Genomic DNA, 22,774 nt, shown 5'->3' with positions numbered 1-22,774 from the left:
CAAAGGACTCTAGAGTCTTAGGTAACTGCAAAAAAAAAATGATTTCTGCCTTTCATCACCTCTCCATCAGGTTGGTGAGGGCAGCTTTGGCTATCTGCCTTGGCTTCTGCCTCATACTCTTCCAATTCGCCTCAGAAGTAAATGCAGCTAAAACACTCATGACTGGCGATTTTGCTAAAGACACTATTTCAGTCTCTTCTGTTCTAAAGGAGACCATAACTTTACCCAAAGAAGATAAAGGCCTGTCAGAGGAAGAAAAAGAAGCTGTTTTTCTAATAAGCGATTACATTTCAAGATATAGGAATCGGTCTCAAGTAAATACGTCCACGACCTTCACAACAATGCAAACTGCGTTAAATGCTTTATCAGGTCATTACAAAACTTTCGCGAATAGACCAGTACCAGAAAAGCTCAAAGAAAGATTAAATCAAGAACTTTCTAAAGCAGAGAAATTGGTACTTAGAGAAGATTAAAGATAATCTTTAATTCAATTCTTTGACTCAGGGTATGGCCATCTGCAAATGTTATCTCTTCTAAAGTAAATCGGTTTCGAGCCGAATTTTCTTCCTTGGCAAATGTTGTAGTCATAGGAGCGCAATGGGGTGATGAAGGTAAAGGCAAAATCACCGATTTGCTCAGTCGCTCCGCAGATGTAGTTGTTCGCTATCAAGGTGGTGTTAACGCCGGTCATACAATTGTTGTAGAGGACAAAGTCCTTAAATTGCATTTAATCCCCTCTGGGATTTTGTATCAAGATACGATTTGTCTTATTGGATCGGGAACGGTTGTTGATCCCAAAGTGATGATTAAAGAAATAAAAATGCTTAAAGATAACGACATTGATATCTCAGGGCTAAAACTAGCCTCAACAGCTCATGTAACGATGCCCTATCATCGGCTTCTAGATATGGCAATGGAGCAAACAAGAGGTCTCCAAAAAATTGGTACTACTGGCAGGGGAATCGGGCCAACTTATGCCGACAAGTCACAAAGGAATGGGATAAGAATTATTGATCTACTGAGCAGAGAAAAACTTCAAGAAAGATTAAAGGTCCCGTTAGCAGAAAAGAATGGTCTCCTAGAAAAGATTTACGGAATTGAGCCATTAATCATTGATGAAATAGTTGAAGAATATCTTGATTATGGGAAACAGCTAGAAAAACATATTGTTGACTGCAACAGAACAATTCATCAAGCAGCAAGAAAGAAGAAAAATATCTTATTCGAGGGAGCTCAAGGAACTCTTTTAGATCTTGATCATGGGACCTACCCTTATGTAACTTCCTCTAATCCCGTATCAGGAGGCGCCTGCATTGGTGCAGGAGTGGGTCCTACTCTCATAGACAGAGTTATTGGTGTCGCCAAAGCATATACAACCAGAGTTGGAGAGGGACCTTTCCCAACCGAATTAAAAGGAAGTATTAATGATCAGCTTTGTAATAGAGGTGGTGAATTTGGAACAACCACTGGACGAAGGAGAAGATGTGGCTGGTTTGATGGGGTAATTGGTAAATATGCAGTTGAGGTGAATGGTTTGGATTGTCTTGCTATTACTAAATTAGACGTTTTAGATGAACTTGATGAAATTCATGTTTGTGTCGCTTATGAATTAGATGGCACAAGAATTGATTATTTCCCAAGTAGTGTTGAAGATTTTGAAAAATGCACCCCCATATTTAAAAAGCTTTCTGGCTGGAAAAGTTCTACGGAGAATTGCCGAAGCCTAGAGGACCTACCTCCTGCTGCAATGAGTTACTTGCGGTTCCTGGCTGAACTAATGGAAGTCCCTATAGCAATTGTTTCGCTAGGAGCTAATAGAGATCAAACAATTGTTATTGAGGACCCCATTCACGGACCAAAAAGGGCTCTTTTAAATTCTTAGGGAGCGAGTAATGATGCACTTATGTTTTTTAAATTTACTTGATGACCAATAAGACAAATAATCCCTCTCTAGACATAGTAGGCATTGGCAATGCAATTGTAGACGTATTAACAACTACAGACGATTCTCTCCTTGAAAGACTGTCTCTCAAAAAAGGGTCAATGACATTGATTGATGAAAATAAAGCTAAAGAACTTTATGAAATTACTACTAATAGAATTCAGAGATCAGGAGGCTCTGTGGCAAATTCATTGGCATGCATAGCCGAATTAGGGGGGAGGGCAGCCTTCATTGGGAGGGTCAGAAATGACAACCTAGGAGAAATCTTTACGGAAGAGATATCAAAAACTGGGACCATTTTCAAAACACCCACATCATCCATTGGTCCGTCTACTGCAAGGTGCATTATTTTTATCACTCCCGATGCTCAGAGAACGATGTGCACCTATTTAGGCGCATCAGTTTTATTAGAACCTAATGATCTGGATCTCTCAGCGGTCAAGAAGGCAAAAATACTATATTTAGAGGGGTACCTTTGGGACAACTCAGCCGCCAAAAGGGCATTTATCAAAGCTGCAGAAATAGCTAAAAATTCAGGTCGAAAGGTTGCCTTATCCCTCTCTGATTCATTTTGTGTGATTAGACACCGCGAAAGTTTTGTAAAACTAGTAGCAGACTATGTCGATATTTTATTTGCCAACGAAGATGAAATAACAACTTTATATAAAACATCTTCTTTAAATGCAGCCATTGAGAAATTGAAAAACAAATGTGACCTTGCGGCAATCACAATTGGGGAAAAAGGATCAATTCTAATTTCAAATGGCAAGGAAAGAAATATAGATTCTTTCATTTTTGGTAAAGCTATTGATACCACAGGTGCAGGAGATCTTTATGCTGGAGGATTCTTGAAAGGGCTTGCAGATGGTCTAGATCCAGAAATATCTGCAAAAATTGGATCTATTTGTGCAGGACACATAGTTACACAATTAGGATCTCGATCAAATACTGATCTTTTACAATTGGTCAGTTCAAATTTGGAAAAATAAACATTTAAAACTCAAATAGAATTTATCCAATTATGGAATTTATTATTGGCTGAAACAGGGAAATAAATTATTTCTGGCACATCGTAACTGTGACAATCAGAGATCTTACCAATAACTTTATTTACATTTTCCTCTCTACACTTAATCAATAATTGCACCTCTTTTGCCTGAACAATATCACCTTCCCACCAAAAATGTGATTCGATATTTTTAAAACTCACACAAGGTATTAATTTCTCGCTCAAGAGTAAATTAGCTATTTTAGTCGCATTTTTTTTATCTACCTCAGTAGTTATAATTAAATAAAGTTTTTGATTAAAATCAGATAAAGACATAATCTCTAAATTCTTATTACTCCATATTAATAGATTTTAATCTTTTAATTAATTTTTCATAACTATCTATTGAATTAATATATTTAAATTTAAAAGGTCTTTCCAATAGCCAAAGATTAATACTCATACTTGAGCAAATTTGGTGCCATAAGATTTCATTTTTCCCTCCTGATTGCCTGCAAACGACTCCATCAATATTCCATTTCCTAATAAGTGCTTTTTCAATTTTCCCATCACTAGAAACTAAAGGGTTTAATACCGCAAAATTTTCTTCTGGAATTGATGAAGACAAAGTCATTTTTATACTTTCTGGATTAGCTAAAACTCTTGCATAAACTTCAGCTCCTGAATTCCTTACAATAGTTAGTGCTTCTTTGAGATGTCTTACACCTAAAGCGAGCAAAATAGATTTATTAGTTAGTTCATAATTTCCCAAATCAGTAAATTTTTTTATTAAAAATGCATTTGAAATATTATCAATAGCCCTTTCATACCTTATGAAAGGTTGACCTAGTTTCCTACAAACTTTTGAGATTGCCCCTGTAATGTTTATAGCGAACGGATGAGTCAGATCAATGACACAATCAAATCCATTGTGATTAACTCTTGCCTTTAATATGACATCCTGGATCTCTTGCTCAGTAGTCAAGGCCCCAACCAATATTTCCTCTAAGTTTAATTTTTCATAGGGAATTGAGGCTCTATCTGAAACAACGCTCACAGTAATTTTCCAGCCTTCTTTCAATAAAGACTTAGCAAAAATATGACCTTCGACTGTTCCTGTTAACAACCAAAGATGAGGCTGGCATTTTTCCCTTGTATCAATCAAGATAAACCACAATAGCTAAAGGAAAAAAAAATGAACCATTGCATGCTTGAGGTCCTGGTAAAAAAAGCCCCAACAGTTCGTTTTACCCAAGACAACAAAACTCCGCTAGCTGAATTAGAAGTTGAATTTGACAGTCTCCGTGCTGACGACCCTGCCTGCGCACTAAAAGTAGTTGGCTGGGGAAAATTAGCAGAAGAACTTCAAAATACAGTTCAAGTCAATTCTAGATTAGTAATCGAAGGACGCCTAAGAATGAATACTGTTCCTCGACCTGATGGAACTAAAGAGAAGCGAGCTGAGTTTACTCTTTCAAGAATTCACCCTTTTTCTTCTAGTCCAAATATTTCAGCACCTTCTAAAACTCAACAGAACCTAAAAAGCGATTCCGCAAATTCTTTAAATAACGAAGGGATTAAATGGGACAGTTCGCCATTAGTACCAGATACTGATGACATTCCATTCTGAAAAATCAACAATTTTCTTCAATGTATTCTGTAGCCCTAGTTAAAAGCTGACCTAATTCTCTCTCCAAAGCAGCCAGATCAGGTCTAAATTCAGGCCAGGTACCTCTATCTAATTGTTCAAGGATCCACGCTCTATCCTTGTTTAATTTCTCAACAAGTTCAGTTAATTCAGAAAATTGTTTTTGGTGTGAGGCCATGAGACTGTCTCCTGAAAACCCATCTGCCCCAGATTTTAGCCAAAATTACACTCATGAATAAACTTCTTTCACCGGCAAGCCTCATCACCATAGGAGGAGCATCCCTTTCTCTAATAGGACTAACAGCCTATTTCACTGATGCAACAAATCTCAGTGTACCAACTTTCTTTTATGGAGTACCTATATTCCTGATAGGTATATCATTGAAAACCACGGAAGTTCCCCCTGCCCTAAGAGTAGTTCCTGCATCTAAGTTTGCATCAGAGAGAGATAAAGCTCCTGAAGAACTAGGAAAACTAGTTAAAGATGTGACCAGATGGCGCTATGGTCAATCTTGCCAGCTTGAAGCATCTCTAAGAGTATTAAAGCTTTGGGATATAGACACTCCTCCCCAGCTTAAAGAAGTAGAAGAATTGGTTAAAGATGGTAATTATGGAATACGAATGAGATTTGAAATGGCTGGCGTATCTTTAGAAAGATGGAATGCTCAAAAAGAGCGTTTAGGAAGATTCTTTGCTAAAGGTATGCGCGCTGAACTATTTTGCCCCACACCCGGTGAATTAGATTTAACCCTACTTCCGCAAAAACAAGAAGAAAATCCACAAGAAAATGAATAAAGAAGAGCAACAAGCTAAATCCAGTAAGAATTCCAATAAAACTTTTTCGGACAAGGATTCAATAAGAGTCTCTGTCTTAAGCGAGGCGCTTCCTTATATTCAGCGTTTTGAAAATAAAAGGATCGTAGTCAAATATGGTGGCTCAGCAATGACAGACAAAACTCTTCAAAATGCAGTTTTTAGAGATCTAGCTCTTCTTTCATCTGTTGGCGTACAAATAGTAGTCATTCACGGGGGAGGGCCAGAAATAAACCATTGGTTGGAAAAATTAGGAATAATGCCAGTTTTCCATGATGGTTTGCGAATTACTGATACCAAGACTATGGATGTAGTAGAAATGGTTCTTGCTGGAAGAGTAAATAAGCAGATAGTAGGCGGAATCAACAATCACGGAAGCTTAGCTGTTGGGCTATGTGGAATAGATGGTGGACTTGTTGAGGCAAGAACGCTTGGAGATGGAAGTCATGGTCATGTGGGAGAAGTTGCGAAAGTAAATATAAAGATACTAAGCCCTCTTCTTCAAGAAGGTTACATCCCAGTCATTTCTAGTGTTGCCAACTCTTCTGATGGTAGATCACACAATATCAATGCTGATACTGTTTCTGGAGAGCTTGCGGCAGCACTTGGTGCAGAAAAATTAATCCTTCTAACAGATACTCCTGGCATCTTAATGAATGAAAATGATCCTTCTTCCTTAATAGAAAAGATACGTCTATCGGAAGCCAGAGAATTAATTGATAGAGGGATAGTAAAAGCAGGTATGAAACCAAAAGTTGAATGTTGTATTCGTTCTCTTGCCCAAGGGGTAAAGGCTGCTCATATCATTGACGGAAGAACTCCTCACGCACTTCTATTAGAACTTTTCACTGATGCAGGTATTGGAACAATGGTTACGGGTAGAGGTTAAATGCCAGATATAGCTTCAGTTATAAAAGCTGCTGAAGCGGCCCTCGATAAAGGTGACTATGGTTTTTGTATAAAAATAGTTAACCCTCTACTCCTAGAATGCAAAGCAGAGACAGCAATAGGAGGACAGCTTAGACTAATTATAGTTACTGCCTACATGGGCAAAGGTGATGAACAAAAAGCGATCAATGTTTGCCAAACATTAATTCATAATAAAAAAGAAAGTGTCCGTCAACAAGCCAAACAGCTTTTATCAATACTCGAAGCTCCACAATTACCAAGGCCTTCAAACTGGTCTGTAGAAATACCAAAGATAGAGATGGAGCCATCTCTAAAATCGTCATTTAAAAGAGCGAAAAAGAAGAAAGAGAGAATTTACCATCCTCCAACTGGTACAACGAAAAGTTTGGACTTTGGATTTTCAATAACAGCTTTATTAATTATTTTATTATTAACTTTTTTTCTTAGTGGTTGCGTAAACATGTCAACCAACTTGAGTATTACTGGTCCTGATCGACTCAAGTTTTCACTTGATATAGATAGCAACTCTGGTAAATTAATTCCATGGCAGATGGAATTTGAAAATAATCTTACAAAAAAGAATAGCATTTTAAGACTCCAGACCAAGGAGGGAACACAGCATTTTGAATCACCAACTATTCGTTTTGAAGAAGCAAATAAATTACTTCAACAAATAGCTTCAGTAGCCGCGAAAACTAGCGGGTTCAATATAAATAAACCTGAAATAATTACAAACAACAAAAACTGGTTAATTGGCACAAGTCAAAATTTTAAAATTTATCTTGATTTAAAAGAAATCCCAAAAATCCCTGGATTAAAAATAAACATAATCATTAACGACGTTGGTAATAAAAATAATTTCAGGACCAAACCTCTTGAAACCAGCTTTAAAGAAGGCTCAGCATTCTTACCTCTTGAGATTGGTGAGATTAACCAACTTGAAATTTCAAATTGGGAATGGAACCAAATTTCAATTGGGATTATCTTGATAATTGCTTTAACTTTGCTGAGCTTATCCCTTCAAAGATTCCGCCTCCAAATGGGGTTCGGCTTCCCGGAACTACCACCTTAATCAAGATAAAAACTCATAATTGTACTGGATCAGGATCAATAGAAAGATTCACTCCTTTTGGTAAATCTTTCCATAATTCAGGTCCATAGGCAAGTGGGATCTGACTTGATTGAGGACCGTACAAAAGAAGTTGCCAACGGCTTTTACCTGCAACTCTCTCAACCAGTGAAGGTGCTGGACCGACCAATTTCCAACCTTTTTGACTACAAGCATGATTGATTTTTGATAAGACATGAAATGCTCCCTGTGATGTCAACTCTGAAGATTCGCCAGAGAACCTTAACAAGCAGGCCCGACTGTATGGAACCATCGCAGCTTCTCTTCTGATCTTTTCTTCTTTCTTCAAGAATTCTTCGTACCTTCCGTCAATTAAATGACGAATAACAGGATGTTCAGGACAATAAGTTTGCACTACAACCTTCCCAGGCTTCTCACCACGTCCAGCACGACCAGCCAATTGCATAAAAAGTTGAAGAGTTTCTTCAGTAGCCATTAAATCAGGGCGATGCAATAAACCATCTGCCGCCAGGACGACGGCTAGAGTTACTTTTGGTAAATCCATACCCTTAGACAACATCTGAGTGCCAACCAAGATATCGGCGTCACCATTAGCGAATCTTTCTAACAACAATCTATGGCCATCACGGCCTCTAGTTGTATCCCTATCAAACCTTAGTAGACTTATACCCTCAAGTTCTCTTTCTAGATGATCCATAACTCTTTGTGTCCCGGTACCAAACGGTTTAAAAGCATTTGAGCCACATTCTCCACATTTATCACTAATGCTCGAACGAAAGTCACACCAATGACAACGTAGCCATTCAATCCCATCTTTCGAACGATGTACAGTTAGCGCAACATCACAATGAGGACATTGAACAACCTCTCCACAACTACGGCAACTTAAAAAACTACTATATCCGCGTCTAGGGACTAGAATGATAGCTTGATTGCCGCTCTCTTTTATCATCAAAAGCTGTTGTTTTAAATATCTACTAATCAAACTTCGATTTCCAATAGCTAATTCCTCCCGCATATCAACAATATTGACAGTTGGAGCTTTACGATTCAAAATCCGTTGGCTTAATTTCGCAACAACCACATTGCCATTGGGTTTTATATTTTTCCAAACATTTAGTGAAGGAGTTGCAGTTCCAAGTATTACTTTAGCTCCAATTCTTTTTGCCCGATGAATTGCCAACTCTCTTGCATGGTAGCAAGGCATAGGAGATTGTTGCTTATAAGAGCTATCATGTTCTTCATCAAGCACGATCAATCCTAAGTTCGATAATGGTAAAAAGACAGCTGAGCGAGTACCTATAAATACACTTGGTTTTGTAGTCTGCAAAGATCTCTTCCATGCATGAATTTTCTCTCTATTAGAACAATTACTATGATACTCAAAAACATTTAATCCAAATCTTTTTCGAAAGCGATCAACCAATTGTGGCACCAAACCAATTTCAGGCGTGAGAACAAGACAATGTCTACTTTCAGACAACTCAAGAGCTACAGTTTGTAGGTATACTTCTGTCTTCCCAGATCCAGTGACACCCCAAAGCAAAAGAACTGATCCATTTGGAAGAGACTCATATTTTTCTTTTGCTGATTTTTGTTCTAATGTTAGAAGTTGAGGTTCCTCAATGTTCACCTTCATCTTTTCATTAGATTCTTCATCAGCAAAAGTATTTGAGAGAAACAGACGTTTTTCTCTTTCTCCGCAACCAGCCGAAACAAATTTTCTAATCAATAAAGAAGAAAACCCTTCAGCCTCTAAATCTTTTTGCCATTTCCCTCCTCCATTTGTAAGTAAAATTTTCTTTAACTCAACCTGTCTAGGAGATATCTTTCCCTGATGATTCTTGCTCGCCAATTTCACCCACCAAAGTTTTTTAGGTCTATTCGATAGTTTTGACCTTCCCAACCAACCAGGAGGTAACGCGGTCTTAAGCATCTGGAAATCACTTACATACAATTCACGAGCAATTTCCTCTAACCACTCTCTCCATTCTTTTTTGATAGCTGCTTTTTGAACTAATGTTTCCACATTATTGAATGAAATATTTTCAGAGTTTCCTTTTGAATTAGTTATATTTTTTTCCATCTTATTAACTACCAGCCCTTGCATGCGTTGCCCTTTCAGACGCACTGTTACGACATCGCCCACATCAATTCCTAAATTATTTCCATCCAGATAAGAGAAACATCGTCCTTCACGACCTACATGCAACCAAATATCAAATATAAAAGGATTCATATCATTATTTAATACTTGCCGACTTCAGAAATTTTTTCTACCATTGGATTGTGAACAGCTTTAAAGCTGTTGTGGAACTTGCAAAATTCCACCCAGAGGGAAGACTAGAAGCTTTGTCAAGAATAGGAAAAATCCAATTCTTAGATAAGCCGGTCTGAGAAATCCCCTGACATCCTTGCTTATACATTTTCATTCCTCAACAAACATCCTTCATAATTTCCAAGTCCAAATTGATGTCATGTGATTTTTCGCAAGATTTGTCACGATTGAGGACATTCTCAAATTAGAGTGTTTTTGTTGAATTTTTAAAAATTAAATAGTTTTTCCTGAAATATCATCTCTAGGAGATTCCACCATTTTTCGGGTAATAACCTGAGCTCTGCAAAAGACCACAAAAACATCCGGAAAACCATGTTAAAGGAAAAAAAGACATCTAAAAATATTTCTCTTAATCAGGAAAGTAACAACAATTCCAAAAAAATTAAAAAAACAGCTGCTAAATTAAACGTGACTAAAGAAACTCAAACTCTTCCTCAAGAATCTTCGAATGATCTAAAAATTGATTTAGATCTAGAGGCGGATAAATTAATTGCTGAAGCAAATAAAGTACCTGAAGCAGATATCGAACTAGATGATGATGATGATGACGATAATGCCTCAGTTCTATCTAGTGCTCAAGAAGCAGCAGCCAAAGCTTTAGCAAGTATCAAAATTGGTCCAAAGGGTGTTTACACAGAAGACTCGATTAGGGTTTATTTACAAGAAATTGGTCGTATAAGACTTCTCAGGCCAGACGAAGAAATCGAGTTAGCAAGAAAGATAGCTGATCTTCTTCAATTAGAGGAAGAAGCCGCGCAATTTGAAAGTGAGAATGGACATTTCCCATCAGTAAAAGAATGGGCAGCTCTTGCAGAGATGCCATTAACTCGCTTTCGACGGCGATTAATGCTTGGTAGACGAGCAAAAGAAAAAATGGTGCAATCGAACCTACGATTAGTAGTTTCGATTGCAAAAAAATATATGAATAGAGGATTATCTTTTCAAGATCTTATCCAAGAAGGAAGTCTTGGTCTCATTCGTGCAGCTGAGAAATTTGACCATGAGAAAGGATATAAATTTTCAACTTACGCTACCTGGTGGATCAGACAGGCTATCACCAGAGCAATTGCAGATCAAAGCAGAACAATTCGTTTGCCTGTGCATTTATATGAAACAATTTCGCGTATCAAAAAAACCACTAAAGTTTTAAGTCAAGAGTTTGGAAGGAAACCAACCGAAGAAGAAATCGCGGAAAGCATGGAAATGACAATTGAGAAACTTAGATTTATTGCCAAAAGTGCCCAACTACCCATTTCTTTAGAGACTCCTATTGGGAAAGAAGAAGATTCTAGACTTGGTGATTTTATTGAAGCGGATATAGAAAATCCTGAACAAGATGTAGCAAAAACCCTGCTAAGAGAGGATTTGGAGGGTGTTCTTGCTACATTAAGTCCTAGAGAAAGAGATGTTCTAAGACTTCGTTATGGCTTAGATGATGGGAGAATGAAAACCCTTGAAGAAATTGGACAGATTTTTGATGTAACTAGAGAGAGGATAAGACAAATAGAGGCTAAGGCTCTCAGAAAACTCCGTCATCCAAATAGAAACGGGGTACTAAAAGAATATATCAAGCTAAACTAAAACAATAAAATCACAAACTTTACTTTACTCAGCGATTACTAAGCCTGGGACTTGCTAGATGGTAAATCTCATTTCACATTAACCTTATTAAATTATTTTCCAAGAATTTTAATTTGGTAAGGTTGACTGCTTAAGGTAAAGAAATAGAAAATATTTGCTAATGACACTAGACCAACTGCGCATCGCCTCTCGCCGAAGCCAGCTGGCCATGGTTCAGACGAACTGGGTACGAGATGAACTCCAAAAGGCCCATCCTGATCTCACTATTACTATAGAAGCAATGGCTACGCAGGGTGACAAAATACTTGATGTAGCCTTAGCAAAAATAGGAGATAAAGGTCTGTTCACAAAAGAACTTGAAGCTCAAATGCTTGTTGGTCGTGCCGATATTGCAGTCCACTCACTGAAAGATTTACCTACCAACCTTCCAGAGGGATTAATTCTTGGCTGCATAACAGAAAGGGAGGATCCTTCGGATGCGTTAGTCGTTAATGAAAAAAATCAAATTTACAAACTAGAAACTCTGCCAGAAGGATCTGTGGTAGGGACTAGCTCCTTAAGAAGACTTGCTCAATTGCGATACCATTATCCAAGTCTTGTTTTCAAAGATGTACGAGGAAATGTTATTACACGATTAGAGAAGCTTGACTCAGGAGAATATGACTGCCTAATCTTGGCTGCTGCTGGATTACAAAGACTTGGTTTTGCTAATCGAATACATCAGTTAATACCAACAGATATTTCACTTCATGCTGTGGGTCAAGGAGCTCTTGGCATTGAATGTGTAAATGGTCAACAAGAGGTGCTAGATATTTTAAAAACACTTGAGCACGAATCAACATCTAAAAGATGTTTAGCAGAAAGGTCGTTCCTCAGAGAACTTGAAGGAGGATGTCAAGTTCCAATAGGCGTAAGAACTGAAATCAACAACAATGAATTAACTCTTGAGGGTATGGTTGCAAGCTTAGATGGAAAAAGATTAATTAGAGATATAAAAAAAGGGTCGAAAAGCTCTGCGGAGGAAATCGGAATAGAATTAGCTAATGAATTAAAAGGGCGTGGTGCTGGAGAGATATTAGAAGAAATATTCAAATCTGCACGGGCCTAAATCATTGAAAAATTTAATTAATTAATTTAGGATCAATTTCAGATAAGTAACGCTCCTCGCAGGATTTAATAATCTGAACTGCTTTTTCAACATCAAAGAAACCATTTACAGTACAAGTTCCTGGTTTTTTAAGATCCTTATAATGCTCCCAATAATAAGTTGTTTCTTTGATCCAATGCTTCCCTAATTGTTCAAAGCTTTTTATGTGATCCATCCTCTTGTCATCAGCTATTACACCAATTACTTTGTCGTCAACTTCACCCCCATCATCAAAGGTCATAATTCCTATTATCCTTGCCTCAACAATTGAACCTGGGATCAACGGTTCAGTAACACCAACAATTTCAATATCTAATGGATCACCATCTTCATCCCATGTCCTTGGGAGACATCCATAAGCAAAAGGATATGCTAGGGACGAATATCCAACTCTATCAAGCTTTAAATGCCCAGTTTCAGTAATAAGTTCGTATTTATTTATGGTATTTGAATTTAATTCAATAATTGTATTAACTCTAAGTTCAGATTCATTGGCAAACGCAGGTAATACATGAAGCAGATTAGGCATTGATCTGCTAGGTGCCTGGTCAAGGTTAGCCATAGTATTTATTTATGTTCCTATATCGTAAATCAAAGAAGTTAATTTAAATGTGGTTGTGGCACATAATTTAGAAAAGTTTCAACAAAAAAATATGCACAACTAAATTTTTATTTTATTCAGAGATTTTAGAAAGCTTTTCAAGTTTATTGTCTAAGTATTCAAGAAAATAATTTGGCGATAATGTCGTTCCTGAGACCTTTTCTACAAGTTCCTCGGAATCCAAACTTCTCCCATGATGATAAACATTTCTGCGAAGCCAATCCAATATTTTACTGATTTGCTTAGATGCAATTATATTTTCAATTTTTCCTAAATCTTCCTCCAGGGTTTTTGTTAGCTGAGCGCTAATAAGATGACCCAGCAAATAAGAAGGGAAATAACCAAACATCCCTTCACTCCAGTGAACATCTTGCAAGCATCCCTCAGTATCATTTTCAGGCGAAACACCTAAAAGGTTCCTATACCTTTTATTCCATTCATTGGGCAGGTCTTCTACAGAAAGCCCTCTCTCGAGAAGATCAATTTCCAAGTCAGTCCTAATCATTATGTGCAACCCATAACTAAGCTCATCGGCCTCTACTCGATTCAACCCTGGAGTAAATGGATTTAGATTGATCCATAAATCATTCCCAGAGTGAATTGGAGCACCTGCATTCTCAAAATGATGCCAAAAAGACTTTGCAAATGAAAAGCTCCTAGCAATTCTATTTTCCCAAAATAAAGATTGACTCTCATGAACACCCATAGAGGTTGCTTGACCTAACGGCCATGCAAACCATTGGTGACTTTGCGATGGTAACCCTTGTTCATACAGAGAATGTCCCCACTCATGTGCGGTAGCCAATAAGCAAGAAAGTGGCTGACCTTTAACTATTCGCGTCGTAATTCGATAATCATCCGGGCCCAAAGTTATAGAGAATGGATGAGGAGACTTGGCTATAGCTGTATTAGAAGGATCCCTAGACCAATCATTTAAGAGTATCTGACAGAGCTTTTCTTGATCGCTAATTGCTAAATCCCATTTCTTACTCTTTTTACTTGTTATTGTCGCAGCCTTCTGAATCAATTCTGGTAATCTTTTTTTTAAAGGTTCAAATAGTTCGCTTACACGATTAATCGTTAAGTTCGGTTCAAAAGGTTGGGCAAGTGTCTCCCAGCAACTTCTTTCTTCACTGAGCTGATTGGATTGTTCTGTTCGTAATGAAATTAATTTCTTGAGAGCTGGTGAAAAGCTTTTGAAATCATTATTTTTCTTGGCTTCCTGCCAAAACATATAACCCTCAGCCTTTGCTGTTGCAAGCTCAACAACCAACTTCGGATCCAAACTTTTTTGTCTATTGAAATCTTGCTCAAGCAACTCAATATTTCTAAACCGATCTGTAATTTGTTGTGAATCAAAATCGTCTTTTTCTTTTAAATTTTGAAGTTCGAATTTTGCTTCTTTTATTAAAAGTTCGAACTGTTCAGAACTTTGTCTTGCATGAAGTTGCTTAGCCAAAAGACTTAATTGCTCTCCTCTCCAGGTCGAGCCAGCAATAGGCATAGATGTATTTTGATCCCAATAGAGAGTGTTTTGTATAGATCCCAATAACTGCGTATCTTTTAGGTAATCACCCAAAAGCTGCCAAGCAGACTTTGACAAAGTATTCCATTTGATATTTATTTAATCTTAATATCAAATTGATGAAAACAGATTCGTATTTGGTCAATTTAAAATAATTTAAATCATAATTTCTGATTTAAATTATTTATTCATGATTTGAAGAAAAACAATATATCTTTTTTTTATCAGCTCGAATTCAAAATACTTTATACTTAATAGAAAAAGAACAAACCTGTTAATATTTAATATAGTTTGGTTAGACAGTTTATTAGGAATGGAACAGATTTTATCAACATTAGATTTCGAGACGAATGGACAAGGATTCACTGATATCACACAAGACATTCATCATTGGATCCAATGTAAAAAGTTTCAAAAAGGAATACTTCTTATTTTTTTAAAGCATACAAGCTGTAGTTTAATTATAAATGAAAATGCGGATATTAATGTTCTCAAAGACCTCTCAGCATACATGAAAGCTATGGTCCCAGAGGAGGGATTTTATCCAAATAACAGAACCAGTAAAAAAATAAAATATCTTCATTCAGAAGAAGGCTTAGACGATATGCCTGCTCATATCAGAACAATGCTTACTTCAAATAATTTAAACTTCAGTGTTTTGAATGGTAAATTAGAAATAGGTTTATGGCAAGCAATCTATATTTGGGAACATAGAACATCAAATAAATCAAGATCATTACAATTGCATGCTATTGGTGATTTTGGTTTAAATTAAAATTAAATAAAAAAAACTCATGGTTTCCTTATTAGAGAAAAATCAACTAGATTACTTTATAAAAAACAACCCCTCTTGGATAATAGATAATAATACGATAAAGAAAGAATTTAATTTCGATAATTTTATAGATGCTTTTGGCTTTATGAGTAAGGTTGCTCTTTTATCTGAAAAGATGGATCATCACCCAGATTGGCAAAATACATATAATAAAGTTAAGATCAATCTAACTACTCACGATAAAGGTGGTATTACAACTAACGACATAAAACTTGCTGAGTCTATTGATAAATTAATCAACCCCTAATGCATCATTAATTACTACTATTTAAATGAAAACAACTAAATCCGATTCTAAAAAAAATATAGTCTCAAAAACTAATATTCCGATTACAATTATATCAGGATTTTTAGGTTCAGGAAAAACCACTTTATTAAATCATATTCTTACTAATCAGAAAGGTATAAAAACAGCTGTATTAGTTAATGAATTTGGTGAGATAGGAATTGATAATGAGTTAATAATTAAAACTGAAGAAGAAATGATAGAGCTAAATAATGGATGTATTTGTTGTTCTATAAATGGCGAGTTAGTAGAAGCAATAGAAAAGTTAATTAATGCCAACAAGAGCCTAGACTATATTATAATTGAAACCACAGGATTAGCAGATCCTCTTCCAGTTGCGATGACATTACTTGGAAGTGATTTAAGAGATCAAACAAGACTAGACTCTATTATAACTTTAATAGATGCTGAGAACTTTAATGATGTCGCTTTCGAAAGTTCCATAGGAAGATCCCAAGTAATTTATGGTGATATATTACTTCTTAACAAATGTGATTTAGTAAATAATAAAGACATAGAAAAGACCATAGCCAAGTTAAAAGAAATAAAGAATGATGTGAGGATTTTAAAAAGTATTAAAGGAAATATTCCTCTAAATCTATTATTAAGCGTGGGTCTATTCGAAACTGATCTTATAAATCAAGAAGAATCATATCATGAAAACTCTCATGAACATGAACATGAACATGAACATGAACATGAACATGTTCACTCAGAAGAAGATAATAAAATTGAAGATTTTCTTTCTGTTTCTTTTCAAACTAAAGAACCTTTATCTCTTAGGAAATTCCAATATTTTCTAGATAATCAATTAAAAAGTAATGTTTTTAGAGCTAAGGGTATCCTTTGGTTCAGAGAAAGCGAAAGAAGACATGTCTTCCACCTCGCAGGCAAGAGAATTTCCATTGATGATAGTGATTGGGGAGAAGAAAGAAAGAATCAACTTGTCTTTATTGGTAAAGAATTAAACAAAGTGAAAATACTCTCTCAATTAAAGGCATGTATTGACAAATAATCAAAAAAATACCAACTTAAAAAGATAAATTGAACAACATCAAATCCACTTTAAAAATCTTAAAAAAAGAGAAAGGCATAAACTTTATCTATAAACTAATCGGATTGATAAATAGTCGCTATATATTAAAGTTCTTAGTAGTCCTATTAACATTTTTTGTTTTATTGCCGTTATTCACCCTCGCAGGAGAGGCTTTATACGGTATTAAAAAAGGATCTATCTATTTGACGATAAACAATCTTAATGAAATAAAAGGAACACTTTTATTATTAATTTTTTCTCTAACTCTAGGAGGATTTTTAGGAGTAGCTAATGGTTGGATTTTAGCCAATTGCCATTTCAAAGGGCGAAAAATTCTTAGAATTTGCCAACTAATTCCTTTCGCAACTCCAGCTTATCTTTTGGCCGCTACATTCATTGACCTCGGCAGCATAAATTCCATCAGAATAACAGGATTGTTTTGGGGGGTAATAATAATGGCATTCACAACCTATCCATATGTATTTCTACTATGTTCTGAAAGTTTTGAGAAAGGTGGTAGAAAACAAATTGAGGCATGCAGAACTCTTGGTATAGGTCCTTGGGAAAGTTTTTTTAGAATATCTCTGCCAATAGCTCTTCCCTCAATCACTGCTGGGTTAGCTTTAATGGCGATGGAAATCATAAATGAATTAGGTGCCGTTCAACTTTTAAATATTCCAAGTATTTCTGCTGGAATACTTGAGAGTTGGGTAGAGGAGGGTGAGCCCTCAGGTGCCATTGCTCTTGCCTTATTTGCTCTGATTATAGTTTTTCTATTAGTTGCAATTGAACGCAAATCAAGAGAGAGAAGTAAGCGATGGACAGAGGGAGTAAGTAATGGAGACTCGCCAAAATGGGAATTAAAAGGCATGAATCTATTACTTGCTCAAGTTATAACCTTTACTCCTCCAATGTTTACATTAGGTATTCCAATTACATGGGCAACAATAAATATTGATCAAATGAATCAGGGCTTCAATAAAGATCTAATTGGATTAACTATTAGGAGCTTTAGCTTAGCCTTAGCTGTTTCACTAGTAACGATATTCATATCATTGATTTTATCAATTTCTAAGCGATGGCATAATCAAAAATGGCTAAATATATTGACCTTTTTATCCAGTATTGGCTATGCAATCCCTGGATCTGTTCTAGCTCTTGCTCTTCTTTCCTTTAAAGGAAGTATTTGGCAAATAAATATACTAAGCTTACTGATATGGGGTTATAGCATTAGATTCCTAGCTGTTTCTAAAGGTGGTCTTGATGCTGGGTTTGAGAGAATTTCACCAAATATAGATAATGCAGCAATAAATCTTGGGAAGAACTGGTCAGATGTCCTTGTCAAGATACATCTACCACTTCTCAAAGGACCAATGTTGGTGGGTATCCTTCTTGTTTTTGTGGACACAATAAAAGAATTACCTTTAACTTTTATTTTAAGACCTTTCGATTTTGATACTCTTTCAGTACGAATATTCCAATATGCGGGTGATGAGAGAGTGGCAGAATCTATTTTACCTTCATTGATAATAATTTGCTTAGGGTTAATAGCCTCTTTAGCCTTAATACCCAGCCTAAACAACAGAAATAATTAACACAGATATTTAAACTTTAAATAATCTTTTAACAGGGTAAACTAAAGCTGCAAGCATATCAGAAATTGTTGAAACAAGGCGATAGCAAAGCAATGAAGCTATCAGAGGCGCTTCTGGAAAATGTGATGAGCCAAGGCTAAATAGAATTACAGATTCAAACACGCCTAAACCTCCTGGTGCCGCTGGGATTATAAGGCCAGTAATCCATGCAAAGGAAAAGTAAGATATTAATTCACCATGAGAAACTAATGAGCCAATAGAGAATGCATTTAAACAACATAAAAAGCCCAGGAAGCGGAAAAGAACAAATATAGTCTCCACTAATATTGGCTTATAGGGATAAGAAATCGTTCTTGGATTATTTTGATTATTTTGTGCTAATTTTATGCCTTTAATATTATCATTATTAGTAAAAATTTTTGCCTTCATTACCTTCAATTTTTTGACTACGAACTGTCTAAATGCTGGCAAAAAAATGAGAGTAGTTGACCAGCAAAGTATATAAATAGTAATATTAAAACCTCTAAAAGGTATAAAAATAAAGCCTGCAACTAGCATTAAAATTGGTTCTAATAAAATAGATTCAATTGATTTTTCTTTGGAAAGCTCCAAGCGCAAGATATTATATCTAGATACAAAATGCCATATTCCACCTGGCAAATATTTATATATATTTGTAGCTAAAAATAACTTTACAATATCCAACTTATTTGTATTACAGCCAATATTATCGATTAAAAGCTTCCATGCATAAGCATTAATAATTACACTTAAAAAGCTAAATAAAAGCCCCCATATTAGCCATAATATTTTTTGACTAGTAATTGTCAGATTAGATAAAGACTCGGAATTTCCATATATTGAATTTCCAAGAAATACAAAGCAAATAAATGTTACTAAAAGTTTTATATTAATTTTAGATAATATCCAAAATATAAAACTGTTTATTTCAAGTTGAACCTTTTTCAAATTAAGCATCAATTCGACTAATCATCTAAATCAAGAAATTCTGATAATTCTAAAAATAATCTTTGGCGAATCTCTTCTATACCAATTCCTGTCTCCAAAGATATTTTGGTCAAGTCATCATGTTCTATTTTTATTGAAGTCTTGGCATTTGGTCTCATAATTTGTTTAACATTGACTTCCCCAAATTTAGTTTTGTAGCACAGGTTTCGTCTTGGAAGGATCCAGCGACTAATCTTATTTTCTCTTATTCCAATTGTTGTACTATATTTAAACCAAACTTCCCTGATTAAGGTTTGATGTTTTGGGTAGATAATAGCTTTTATGCATATACCTTTTCTATTTTTTTTCATATCAACCGAATAACAAATCACATCTATAGCACCGGCAGCTCTTAATCTTTCTATTAAAATTGCAATATCTTCAGGGGTAGAGTCATCGATCCAAGCCTCCTGACAAATTATGGTCTCATATGCTGGCTTATCATTATTTTCTTTGTAATTCTGGTGCGAATCTATTAGCAGAACGCGTAAAAAATTAGGTCTAGAGAGATTTTTACTGCCTAAACCGATACCAATCTTTTTAATAATTATATTATCTGGACGGCCTACTTTATCTACAAAGGTTGCCATCAATGCAATACCAGTGGGTGTTGTTATTTCACCAAGATATTCATCTTTTAAAAACATTAATGGGATGTTAAATTGTTTTGCTATCTCTAAAACTGTTGGGACTGGAACTGGCAAAGGGCCATGCAAGGTAGATACAATTCCTTTCCCAGAAGGTGGAGTTGAAAAATAAATATTGTCTGGTTTTAAAAAATCTATAGCCGAGCATACATTAACAATATCAACGATGGAACAAATTGAACCTAGTTCGTGAAAATGAACATCTGTAATTTGATTCCCATGAACAATTCCTTCTGCCTCGGCAAGAATTTCGAAAACCCTAATAGATTTTTTTTTCACATAATCATTCAAGCTTGACTCAAGAAGTAGGTTTTTAATATCATTAAAACTTCTAGGTAATTCATTAAATTCACTCTCATTTCTTATGCAGACAATTCCTCTAAATCCATTACTATCTCCTTGATTAAATTTTAATTTATAATTTTTATCTATATTTAAACTTGCTAAGTTATTCAAAAAAATAGAGTATGGAACACCTAAATCTAATAATGCTGATGCAAGCATATCTCCAGATATTCCAAGACAACAATCAATAAAAATAGATTTCATTTATGAGTATATTTATACACAGAATAGATTTAGATAAATCAAAAAACTAATTTTTGTTTTCAAGTCTTTTTCTATTTTTATGATCCATATTTTGTTGAAGAACTGGAGCTATAATTTGAAAATCCTCAACCAAAAGTTGATAGTCAACACGACGAACATCAAGGCTAATAAAATGTTTTAAATATTTGATAGGTACTTCACCTTTAAGATTGACCTTAAAAGGTATGGCTTTCTTTTTTTGATTTCTTGGCTTTTGACGGATTTTTACCACTAAATCCTTATCTTCTGGCTTAGTAAAAACCAATTCTCCTCTTATTGAGAAATAATCATCACCTTCCAATAAATCATCAGAATCAGCTTTAAAAATTGAGGCTTCATTCAATTCATCTTTCTCCTTAAGATCTTTTTTTAAAGTGCTAGGTTCCCAAATACCTGTGATTTGTAAATGAAGATTTTTATTATTCCTACATCTTGGATATACAACCCACAGGTGAGGTTTTTCTAGAGAGACATGATTACGGATCAACGTTATAACTCTTCCAAGCAGGACTGAATCTATTTCATTACCTTTATCATCAATGAGATTACCACGAGTAAAATTGTCATCATCTTTGGGCTTGTAAAGACCTCTAACCATTCCAATTGCTCTGTATTGCAATGGATCAGTGACCAAGGGGATTGGGTGGTTCTGCATCTATTTAATAAATTGCCCATTAAGGACCAATCTTAAATTTACCAAAATCCCTACAAATACTATTCTGATTTTATTCATTTGGGACATTTTCATAATGTGACTGATCAAATGCCTTCAGAGCTTCATCGAGTGCATCAGATGGAGTTGTTGCATCATCCATAGCTTCTGCTTGCTTTAGACGATTCATTAAATCGAATGGATCAATAGGCAAACCTTGATCAACTTGACTTTCTGCATCAAAAGTATTGTAAATATCTCTTTTCTCATCGATTGAATAATTTTTTACTTCTGAAATTTTTGTAATTTTTAGAGAGGAAATAACTTGCCCTGCAGTAATTAAAATTGGTGTTAAGAAAACGAAAGTCAAAAATAATTGACGATGAACAATACTTCGAGTTTGATTCAAAACTTAACTTTGGTCCAAATTTACATGATAATAACTTAAGTAATAGAAATTTTAAGTCTTGCTTATTGCAACATGGAATGTAAATTCTATTCGTTCAAGAATAGATCATGTAAAAGAATGGCTCATCACGAACAACGTTGACATTCTTTGCTTACAAGAAACAAAAACAGAAGATCAATTTTTTCCAGTTGAAATTTTCTCAAATCTTGGATATGAGGTATCTATCTCTGGGCAAAAGTCTTATAATGGAGTGGCAATTATAAGTAAATTCCCAATTAGTGATATACGGCTTGGTTTTGATACGGTAATTTCAGACTACAAAGATTTAGCTGTCTTAAGTCAGCAAAAAAGAATTATAAGCGCTGAAATAAATGATATTAGAATTATAAATGTTTATGTTCCAAATGGATCATCATTAGATTCAGATAAATTTATTTATAAAGAAATATGGATAAAAGGATTACATGCTTATCTACGAAAAATAAATTTAAATCATACACCTATATGTTTATTAGGAGACTTTAATATTGCTCCTGAGGATAAAGATATACACACCCCAAGTAATTTTGAGGAATCAATTATGGCTTCTTCTAAAGAGAGAAAATTACTTAAAGATGCTTTAGGAGGAGAATTAGAAGATGTTTTTAGAATTTTTGAGCCTGGAGGGAAAAATTGGTCTTGGTGGGATTATCGCCATTCAGCCTGGGAAAGAGACAAAGGTTGGCGAATCGATCATATTTACTTAACAGAAGATATTCTTAGTTGTGCCAATAGTTGCTGGATAGATAAAGAAACAAGATCCAGAGAGAAGCCAAGTGACCATGCACCTGTAGTTGTCGATATCAGCTGGCCTCCAACAGAAACTGAAAATGAATTTTTCTTTTAAAAAAATTAGATTATTTTCTATTTTCATATCATCACAGAATTAACAAATCAAATATTTACAATTTGCTAAAAAATATTTTTTTCAAAGGGCATAGCCTCTTAAGAAGTCAGTCTGCAACTTGTTTTTATGATCAAGCTCAACGAAAAAAAAAGCTCCTTAAAAGATTAAAAAAAATAACCAGATGCTGAACAGATTCAAAAATTTAGACGAATCAGTCACTTTTAGGCCATTATGGCTGACTGTGTTTATG

24 protein-coding genes are annotated in these 22,774 nt (G+C 35.2%); 14 read left to right on the top strand and 10 right to left on the bottom strand.

What is annotated here, in order from left to right; genetic code table 11:
- The first annotated feature begins 38 nt into the window (after positions 1-38).
- From psb27 to AC6EI0_RS10615, 3 genes are all read left to right on the top strand, one after another.
- Positions 39-473, top strand: a complete 435-nt coding sequence (psb27, locus tag AC6EI0_RS10625) for a photosystem II protein Psb27 (protein WP_498522468.1) — start codon at positions 39-41, stop codon at positions 471-473.
- A 95-nt stretch (positions 474-568) separates the two neighbouring features.
- On the top strand, positions 569-1,882 hold the full coding sequence (locus tag AC6EI0_RS10620) for an adenylosuccinate synthase (protein WP_498522467.1): 1,314 nt from the start codon (positions 569-571) through the stop codon (positions 1,880-1,882).
- Between the two features lie 41 nt (positions 1,883-1,923).
- On the top strand, positions 1,924-2,931 hold the full coding sequence (locus AC6EI0_RS10615; protein WP_498522466.1) for an adenosine kinase: 1,008 nt from the start codon (positions 1,924-1,926) through the stop codon (positions 2,929-2,931).
- A gap of 11 nt (positions 2,932-2,942) precedes the next feature.
- On the opposite strand, the gene cutA is transcribed toward AC6EI0_RS10615, so the two are convergent.
- Both cutA and AC6EI0_RS10605 read right to left on the bottom strand, forming a co-directional pair.
- The gene (cutA, locus tag AC6EI0_RS10610; protein WP_498522465.1) at positions 2,943-3,266 is read right to left on the bottom strand and encodes a divalent-cation tolerance protein CutA; all 324 of its coding nucleotides are present in this window, start codon (positions 3,264-3,266) and stop codon (positions 2,943-2,945) included.
- A 16-nt stretch (positions 3,267-3,282) separates the two neighbouring features.
- A complete protein-coding gene (locus AC6EI0_RS10605) occupies positions 3,283-4,095 on the bottom strand; it encodes a precorrin-6A/cobalt-precorrin-6A reductase (RefSeq protein ID WP_498522464.1) in 813 nt (270 codons plus the stop codon).
- A 30-nt stretch (positions 4,096-4,125) separates the two neighbouring features.
- On the opposite strand from AC6EI0_RS10605, the gene AC6EI0_RS10600 reads away from it, so the two are divergent.
- Positions 4,126-4,560: a single-stranded DNA-binding protein gene (locus tag AC6EI0_RS10600; RefSeq protein ID WP_498522463.1), complete on the top strand. Its 435-nt coding sequence runs from the start codon at positions 4,126-4,128 to the stop codon at positions 4,558-4,560.
- A gap of 4 nt (positions 4,561-4,564) precedes the next feature.
- Here AC6EI0_RS10600 and AC6EI0_RS10595 read toward each other — a convergent pair whose 3' ends face one another.
- Positions 4,565-4,756 carry a DUF8666 family protein gene (locus tag AC6EI0_RS10595; protein WP_498462345.1) on the bottom strand — a complete coding sequence of 64 codons (192 nt, stop codon included), beginning with the start codon at positions 4,754-4,756 and terminating at the stop codon, positions 4,565-4,567.
- Positions 4,757-4,809: 53 nt separating this feature from the next.
- Between AC6EI0_RS10595 and AC6EI0_RS10590 the strand changes: the two genes are divergently transcribed.
- Genes AC6EI0_RS10590 through AC6EI0_RS10580 form a run of 3 tightly spaced genes read left to right on the top strand, consistent with a single transcriptional unit; the run spans position 4,810 to position 7,372 of the window.
- Complete coding sequence (locus AC6EI0_RS10590) at positions 4,810-5,373, top strand: DUF2854 domain-containing protein (RefSeq protein ID WP_498522462.1); 564 nt, start codon at positions 4,810-4,812, stop codon at positions 5,371-5,373.
- Positions 5,366-6,280, top strand: a complete 915-nt coding sequence (argB, locus tag AC6EI0_RS10585) for an acetylglutamate kinase (RefSeq protein ID WP_498522461.1) — start codon at positions 5,366-5,368, stop codon at positions 6,278-6,280. The genes AC6EI0_RS10590 and argB overlap by 8 nt, the downstream gene beginning before the upstream one ends.
- Positions 6,281-7,372: a DUF3153 domain-containing protein gene (locus tag AC6EI0_RS10580; protein ID WP_498522460.1), complete on the top strand. Its 1,092-nt coding sequence runs from the start codon at positions 6,281-6,283 to the stop codon at positions 7,370-7,372.
- A gap of 13 nt (positions 7,373-7,385) precedes the next feature.
- Here AC6EI0_RS10580 and priA read toward each other — a convergent pair whose 3' ends face one another.
- Positions 7,386-9,629, bottom strand: coding sequence for a replication restart helicase PriA (gene priA / locus AC6EI0_RS10575; protein ID WP_498522459.1), 2,244 nt, complete (start codon positions 9,627-9,629; stop codon positions 7,386-7,388).
- Positions 9,630-10,040: 411 nt separating this feature from the next.
- Between priA and rpoD the strand changes: the two genes are divergently transcribed.
- Complete coding sequence (gene rpoD / locus AC6EI0_RS10570) at positions 10,041-11,309, top strand: RNA polymerase sigma factor RpoD (RefSeq protein WP_498522458.1); 1,269 nt, start codon at positions 10,041-10,043, stop codon at positions 11,307-11,309.
- Between the two features lie 160 nt (positions 11,310-11,469).
- Positions 11,470-12,417, top strand: coding sequence for a hydroxymethylbilane synthase (hemC, locus tag AC6EI0_RS10565; RefSeq protein WP_498522457.1), 948 nt, complete (start codon positions 11,470-11,472; stop codon positions 12,415-12,417).
- Positions 12,418-12,430: 13 nt separating this feature from the next.
- Here the strand turns inward: hemC and AC6EI0_RS10560 are convergent, their stop codons facing one another.
- Entirely contained in the window at positions 12,431-13,018 is a 588-nt protein-coding gene (locus tag AC6EI0_RS10560) for an inorganic diphosphatase (protein WP_498522456.1), read from the bottom strand.
- A gap of 112 nt (positions 13,019-13,130) precedes the next feature.
- Positions 13,131-14,660 (bottom strand): carboxypeptidase M32, encoded by a 1,530-nt coding sequence (locus AC6EI0_RS10555; protein ID WP_498522455.1) that lies wholly within the window; start codon positions 14,658-14,660, stop codon positions 13,131-13,133.
- 235 nt (positions 14,661-14,895) lie between these two features.
- Here AC6EI0_RS10555 and AC6EI0_RS10550 point away from each other — a divergent pair, with 235 nt between their 5' ends.
- The 4 genes from AC6EI0_RS10550 to AC6EI0_RS10535 are packed head-to-tail and all read left to right on the top strand — an operon-like array spanning position 14,896 to position 18,334.
- Positions 14,896-15,357: a secondary thiamine-phosphate synthase enzyme YjbQ gene (locus tag AC6EI0_RS10550; RefSeq protein WP_498522454.1), complete on the top strand. Its 462-nt coding sequence runs from the start codon at positions 14,896-14,898 to the stop codon at positions 15,355-15,357.
- Positions 15,358-15,376: 19 nt separating this feature from the next.
- Entirely contained in the window at positions 15,377-15,664 is a 288-nt protein-coding gene (locus AC6EI0_RS10545; protein WP_498520555.1) for a 4a-hydroxytetrahydrobiopterin dehydratase, read from the top strand.
- A 25-nt stretch (positions 15,665-15,689) separates the two neighbouring features.
- Complete coding sequence (locus AC6EI0_RS10540) at positions 15,690-16,718, top strand: CobW family GTP-binding protein (protein ID WP_498522453.1); 1,029 nt, start codon at positions 15,690-15,692, stop codon at positions 16,716-16,718.
- 56 nt (positions 16,719-16,774) lie between these two features.
- Positions 16,775-18,334, top strand: a complete 1,560-nt coding sequence (locus AC6EI0_RS10535; RefSeq protein WP_498523542.1) for an ABC transporter permease — start codon at positions 16,775-16,777, stop codon at positions 18,332-18,334.
- A 9-nt stretch (positions 18,335-18,343) separates the two neighbouring features.
- On the opposite strand, the gene AC6EI0_RS10530 is transcribed toward AC6EI0_RS10535, so the two are convergent.
- The 4 genes from AC6EI0_RS10530 to AC6EI0_RS10515 form a co-directional block, all read right to left on the bottom strand.
- Entirely contained in the window at positions 18,344-19,312 is a 969-nt protein-coding gene (locus AC6EI0_RS10530; protein WP_498522452.1) for a lysylphosphatidylglycerol synthase transmembrane domain-containing protein, read from the bottom strand.
- 8 nt (positions 19,313-19,320) lie between these two features.
- A complete protein-coding gene (gene larC, locus AC6EI0_RS10525; RefSeq protein WP_498522451.1) occupies positions 19,321-20,538 on the bottom strand; it encodes a nickel pincer cofactor biosynthesis protein LarC in 1,218 nt (405 codons plus the stop codon).
- A 46-nt stretch (positions 20,539-20,584) separates the two neighbouring features.
- Positions 20,585-21,232: a heterocyst master regulator PatR gene (gene patR, locus AC6EI0_RS10520; protein ID WP_498522450.1), complete on the bottom strand. Its 648-nt coding sequence runs from the start codon at positions 21,230-21,232 to the stop codon at positions 20,585-20,587.
- Between the two features lie 70 nt (positions 21,233-21,302).
- On the bottom strand, positions 21,303-21,638 hold the full coding sequence (locus AC6EI0_RS10515) for a hypothetical protein (RefSeq protein WP_498522449.1): 336 nt from the start codon (positions 21,636-21,638) through the stop codon (positions 21,303-21,305).
- Positions 21,639-21,696: 58 nt separating this feature from the next.
- Between AC6EI0_RS10515 and xth the strand changes: the two genes are divergently transcribed.
- Positions 21,697-22,524 carry an exodeoxyribonuclease III gene (gene xth, locus AC6EI0_RS10510; protein WP_498522448.1) on the top strand — a complete coding sequence of 276 codons (828 nt, stop codon included), beginning with the start codon at positions 21,697-21,699 and terminating at the stop codon, positions 22,522-22,524.
- Positions 22,525-22,774: the final 250 nt, after the last annotated feature.

Source organism: Prochlorococcus sp. G5PB11 (assembly GCF_059772425.1).
This window is presented reverse-complemented; position numbering and strand designations above follow the sequence as displayed.

Bases quoted from the DNA above. Each gene is read 5' to 3' on its own strand.
- psb27 (WP_498522468.1), top strand. From the start codon at position 39: ATGATTTCTGCCTTTCATCACCTCTCCATCAGGTTGGTGAGGGCAGCT.
- AC6EI0_RS10615 (WP_498522466.1), top strand. From the start codon at position 1,924: ATGACCAATAAGACAAATAATCCCTCTCTAGACATAGTAGGCATTGGC.
- cutA (WP_498522465.1), bottom strand. From the start codon at position 3,266: ATGTCTTTATCTGATTTTAATCAAAAACTTTATTTAATTATAACTACT.
- AC6EI0_RS10600 (WP_498522463.1), top strand. From the start codon at position 4,126: ATGAACCATTGCATGCTTGAGGTCCTGGTAAAAAAAGCCCCAACAGTT.
- AC6EI0_RS10595 (WP_498462345.1), bottom strand. From the start codon at position 4,756: ATGGCCTCACACCAAAAACAATTTTCTGAATTAACTGAACTTGTTGAG.
- AC6EI0_RS10590 (WP_498522462.1), top strand. From the start codon at position 4,810: ATGAATAAACTTCTTTCACCGGCAAGCCTCATCACCATAGGAGGAGCA.
- argB (WP_498522461.1), top strand. From the start codon at position 5,366: ATGAATAAAGAAGAGCAACAAGCTAAATCCAGTAAGAATTCCAATAAA.
- AC6EI0_RS10580 (WP_498522460.1), top strand. From the start codon at position 6,281: ATGCCAGATATAGCTTCAGTTATAAAAGCTGCTGAAGCGGCCCTCGAT.
- priA (WP_498522459.1), bottom strand. From the start codon at position 9,629: ATGAATCCTTTTATATTTGATATTTGGTTGCATGTAGGTCGTGAAGGA.
- rpoD (WP_498522458.1), top strand. From the start codon at position 10,041: ATGTTAAAGGAAAAAAAGACATCTAAAAATATTTCTCTTAATCAGGAA.
- hemC (WP_498522457.1), top strand. From the start codon at position 11,470: ATGACACTAGACCAACTGCGCATCGCCTCTCGCCGAAGCCAGCTGGCC.
- AC6EI0_RS10560 (WP_498522456.1), bottom strand. From the start codon at position 13,018: ATGGCTAACCTTGACCAGGCACCTAGCAGATCAATGCCTAATCTGCTT.
- AC6EI0_RS10550 (WP_498522454.1), top strand. From the start codon at position 14,896: ATGGAACAGATTTTATCAACATTAGATTTCGAGACGAATGGACAAGGA.
- AC6EI0_RS10545 (WP_498520555.1), top strand. From the start codon at position 15,377: ATGGTTTCCTTATTAGAGAAAAATCAACTAGATTACTTTATAAAAAAC.
- AC6EI0_RS10540 (WP_498522453.1), top strand. From the start codon at position 15,690: ATGAAAACAACTAAATCCGATTCTAAAAAAAATATAGTCTCAAAAACT.
- AC6EI0_RS10530 (WP_498522452.1), bottom strand. From the start codon at position 19,312: ATGCTTAATTTGAAAAAGGTTCAACTTGAAATAAACAGTTTTATATTT.
- larC (WP_498522451.1), bottom strand. From the start codon at position 20,538: ATGAAATCTATTTTTATTGATTGTTGTCTTGGAATATCTGGAGATATG.
- patR (WP_498522450.1), bottom strand. From the start codon at position 21,232: ATGCAGAACCACCCAATCCCCTTGGTCACTGATCCATTGCAATACAGA.